This is a genomic window from Croceitalea dokdonensis DOKDO 023, assembly GCF_001306415.1.
Taxonomy (GTDB): domain Bacteria; phylum Bacteroidota; class Bacteroidia; order Flavobacteriales; family Flavobacteriaceae; genus Croceitalea; species Croceitalea dokdonensis.
In genome coordinates, this window is record NZ_LDJX01000016.1 from 1 (window position 1) to 4,426 (window position 4,426).

The following is a 4,426-nucleotide window of genomic DNA, read 5'->3' on the forward strand; positions in this document are numbered from 1 at the left end:
CGGTAGCATATTTGCCGACTAGCTCTTTCATTTCTTGAATCGAATTTTTATCTTCTTTCCTTTCGTAAAAGTTCTTTAATTCAACTTCATTTCCGTCTTCATCTATTTCAAATGCCTTTAAAGGTTTGAATTTATCTTGTTTAGTTGGAATTGGTTTTCCTCCATAAAACCCAAAAAGGATTTCAATTTTTGGGTTTTGACGAAAAGTTACTGTTTCTGATGACATTTAATTCTTTGATATTAATTCAAATTCTGAATCGTCAATTAATTTTTTCAATTCTGAATATGTTATATGATTCAATTTATATTCTTCGTTTTTTGCTCTATAAATTTCTGTTTTGTTTTCGGTTCCATTTTGATAAACCCAATTATATAAATCAGTTGAATCTTTCTTTTGAGTTCTGATATTAATTCGTTTCCAGTTTTTCTCAATTATCCCAAATTCAGATGTTGTTTTGTTTACAATTATATCTCCGTTTTCTGATTCATAATATAATTTTTGAACGTCTCCATAATGGTCTTCAATCTCCATAGAATAAAGTCCAAATCCAATAATTCCAAAAACTGTAATAATTCCAATTCCGAGAATCAGAAGCCCGTATTTTAATCTTTTGTTCATTGGGTTATCAAATTGCGTAGAACGGATTTGTGTATGAAACGTAGCGTACAAAAGACACTAACTTTTCGGATTAACACAGAGCCGAATTTTTATATTTTGTTTTTAATTTATCAATTTTAAAAGCCAAATTAAAAATTTGGCGGACTTTCTAAAAATACACAAACCTTTCGGTTTAGTAATTATTAGCTATGTTTTATACACCGTGTTAGCAACTGGCTTTTATTTCCATTGTTTTTTATTAATACTAGCTCTTTTCCGTTCAAACCTTTTTTCCTGATTATTCGGGTAAAAAACAACTTTTTTATTTGTTACTACAATTGGCATATCAGTAAAATAATTAGGAACTATTTCTAAATCCAAATCACGAATTAAAATATTAATTTCATTAAAATCGGGATTAGATATTTTTATTTTTTCGCTAATCTCTCCCATATAATAATAAGTGATATTATTTATTTGGTCAACTTCAAATTCTACAATTCCATTTTCATCTGCTGATTTTGTTATTTCTCCATCATTTATTTCAATTGTTAAAAATCCGAGTTGTAACTCAAAATCTCTAATTGAAATTATTACTTTGTTTTTCAAATCAGGATTTACAATTCCTTTATAAGTTGTTGTTTTATTTTTCGGTTGATTATAAGTGTTCAGAAAAATAGTATCTCCTTTGTGTTCACTCCAAGTTCCTGTTCTTTTGATTTCTCCACCAACACCTAAATAGGTTCTATATTTAAAGGTTTTATCAGTTTTTAATAAAATTTGAGTATAATCTTTTCCATATAATCTTGAGACTTCTTTCTTGACTGAACAAGAAATGACTATCGTACAAATAAATAGAAAAAGTAACTTGATTTTCATTTTTTTTTCAGCTTGTTGCTAACGTGTTTGTGTATGATTTCGTTGCGTGTTTCAGCAACTAATTTAGCAAATACAAACTGAATAGAAAATCCGAGAGGATTTTCGTAAGTAGGCGAGTATTAGCAATGAATTATACACGGTGTTGCCAGTAGTTATTTCAGTTTTCTATTCAATTCCTCTATTTTCTTTTCAGCTTCTTCGTCTCTTTTTTGTTTGTTTATTGATTCTAATTTTGCTTCTAATATTCTTTCAATTCCGAGTAAAATTGTATCAAAATAAGTTAAACAAAGTTGTTCGCTCAATTCGTGAATCCCTTTGCTTAAAATAGAGTAAATAGCTTTATTTCTTACCAAAAAATCTGGTAAATATTCTTTCAAGCTATTTATTTTTTTTGCCATTTTATAACTTAAATACTCATCTTCATTCCAGTTTTCCTTTGTTTTAGCTAATAAATGAGCTTCCTCTATTAATTCCTCAAAAATTCTCCTTAAATACACGAAAGAACCAATTCCGACTCCGTGAGAAGCAAGTCCGATTGCTCTCATTAATTCCTTTTGTTTTTCTTTCGATAATACTTTTCTGTAATTTTTAACTTTCCAAGATTCAAATTCCATTAATTGGACATCTTGTCCTATTTTTATAAAAGTCCCTGTTTTTTCAACATTGAAATGGTCTCCATCTTCGTCTGGTTCAGTTGTAGGAACATATTTCCCAAAAAAGATATAAACAGTGTCATATCGTAAACACTTAATTGATGTTTTATAAATTCCGCCACCACTTAAAAAATAATCTAAATTTCCATTTTCATATTTTCCAGGATAAAGTTCTTGTGTAATGTATGTAGTTGCTGATTTATATAAAGGATTATATCCGTTAAACTTGGTCGGAACTTGAATCATATAGATAAAATCCTTAAAATTTTCGGGATTCACTTCGATTTCCGCATAAAGTGGTGCTTTTAAATAAAAATCAAATGGTTTCAGCTTCATTTTGTCGTTAAGTTCGGATTTTTTAATTACTGGCAACGGTTTTGTATAAGATTAGTTGCGTTGTTTAAGCACCTAATTTAGCAAATACAAACCGAATAGAAAATCCGCGAGGATTTTCGTAAGTAGGCTTGCACTAGCAATTAATTTTATACGGTGTTGGGCACAGTATTTATTTGCATTTTTTCACTTTAATGTCTCTTATCGAGTCAAATTTTCGTTCATATTTAAAATTAAATTTTTCGGTCAAATCAGTATATGTTGAGACATAAAATTCCGTAAATGAATATTGTTCATCTTCATTTGTCATAATTCCATTCTCGTCTCTTATAATTCCTGTGCTTCCCGTTCGTCCCCAATGAAAAACTCCGAGTTTGTCTCTTGGTGGTTCATTAGGATTTTTTTCGGTTGTCCATTCTTCATTAAAATCTCTGACATCCATTTTCGGCAATTCAGTTTTCTTTCCGTTATTATTAATTAAGTAATATTTATGGTCGATAAAACCATATTTTTGGTCATTACTCAACAATAAAATTCCATCATTTGGGATTTCATAAATCAGTCCATTTTCCGTTTTTTCGAGTAGAATTCCGCAATCTTTTTTGTGAATTATATTAACTCTTCCTCTATAGTCATTTGGTATTATGAATGTTTCCGGTCCGACAGTATTAATGCTTCTCCAAATTGGCCAAAATGCAATTATTCCGATAATGAAAAGTCCAATAGGTATTAATCTTTGTTTCCAAGTCTTTTTAGAAACTAAAACCAAAATAATTCCAACTATAAAAATTGGTAATCCGATTATTGCAAAGAACGCTGCGAAAGTCAGTCCAAATGCTCCAATTGCGAGTAGAATTAGTCCACTATAAAATAAAAAGTTACTCGTTTTATCGGGGTGCATTCAAGGCCTTAACGCAACAAACGTTGCTAATTGATTATGGTTCAATTTAATTTTTTCTTTCCAAAGAGCCTAGTTTTTTTGAAGGCTTTTCGGAAAGAAAAAATTATGTGGTGTTTTGGGCAATGACCTCCAATGGTGTTCTGTACCCCAACACCTTTCTTGGCCTGTTGTTCAGTTTTTGTTCAATGGTTTTGAGCTGTTTTTCGTTCATGTTCCCAAAGTCGGTCTTCTTGGGCAGGAAACGTCTGATGAGCCCATTGGTGTTTTCGTTGGTGCCACGTTCCCAAGACGCGTAGGGATTGGCAAAATAGATGTCCATTTTGGTTGATTCCGACAGCCATTTGTGGTCGGCCATTTCGGTACCGTTGTCGTAGGTCATTGTCTTTTTCAGTTGACTGTCAAAACGGTTCAGTTCTTTGGCAAAGGCTCTGGTCACGGATTTGGTCTTTCTGTTTTCAAGGCCGATGATAAGGGTATATCTGGACTTTCGCTCCACGATGGTTCCAATGGCGGATTTTTGGCCCTTGCCTATGACCAGGTCACCTTCCCAATGTCCGATTTCCTGTCTGTTTTCAATATGTTCGGGTCTTTGTGATATATTTATTTGGTCTTTGATCTTGGAACCTTTCTTACGCCTGGGTCTGGGTTTTCTACGCCTGGATTTTTGGTAGGGCAGCAGCTTTATGAGCTTTTTGTTAAGGCTGGCCTGTGGATGGGAATAGATGTGGGAGTAAATGGCCTCGTGGGATATGGTCATCACTGGGTCGTTGGGATAATCGATTTTGATTCTGCCTGAAATTTGCTCTGGTGACCAGTTTTTCAAAAGTGATTTATAGACATAGAACCGCAGTAGGGAATGTGTCCCTATTTTATCTAAATTACGCTTGTTCAGGTAGTCGTCCTTGGCCAGCCAATGGGCAAGAGAAGCATCATATTTATCGTTAGGGTCGGACACCCATTTGTTGACCTCCCTGGTGATGGTGGAACGTGAACGACCGAGCTTTTTTGCTATAAAGGATTTGGTCTTTTTCTCTTCCAAAAGTGTCTGGATAATGACACGCT

6 protein-coding genes are annotated in these 4,426 nt (G+C 33.0%); all 6 read right to left on the minus strand.

Going from position 1 to position 4,426, the window contains the following annotated elements:
* Window positions 1-226, minus strand: a 226-nt coding sequence (locus I595_RS17005; RefSeq protein WP_217997202.1) for a hypothetical protein, incomplete at its 3' end; no start/stop codon positions are given.
* Complete coding sequence (locus tag I595_RS17010) at window positions 227-619, minus strand: hypothetical protein (RefSeq protein WP_054560651.1); 393 nt, start codon at window positions 617-619, stop codon at window positions 227-229. It lies immediately after the preceding gene.
* A gap of 219 nt (window positions 620-838) precedes the next feature.
* On the minus strand, window positions 839-1,477 hold the full coding sequence (locus tag I595_RS17015) for a hypothetical protein (RefSeq protein WP_054560652.1): 639 nt from the start codon (window positions 1,475-1,477) through the stop codon (window positions 839-841).
* Window positions 1,478-1,629: 152 nt separating this feature from the next.
* Window positions 1,630-2,466 carry a hypothetical protein gene (locus tag I595_RS17020; RefSeq protein WP_054560653.1) on the minus strand — a complete coding sequence of 279 codons (837 nt, stop codon included), beginning with the start codon at window positions 2,464-2,466 and terminating at the stop codon, window positions 1,630-1,632.
* Between the two features lie 169 nt (window positions 2,467-2,635).
* Entirely contained in the window at window positions 2,636-3,364 is a 729-nt protein-coding gene (locus I595_RS17025) for a DUF6843 domain-containing protein (protein ID WP_054560654.1), read from the minus strand.
* 103 nt (window positions 3,365-3,467) lie between these two features.
* Window positions 3,468-4,426: IS30 family transposase (locus tag I595_RS17030; protein ID WP_157449800.1), on the minus strand; the 959-nt coding region annotated here is incomplete at its 5' end.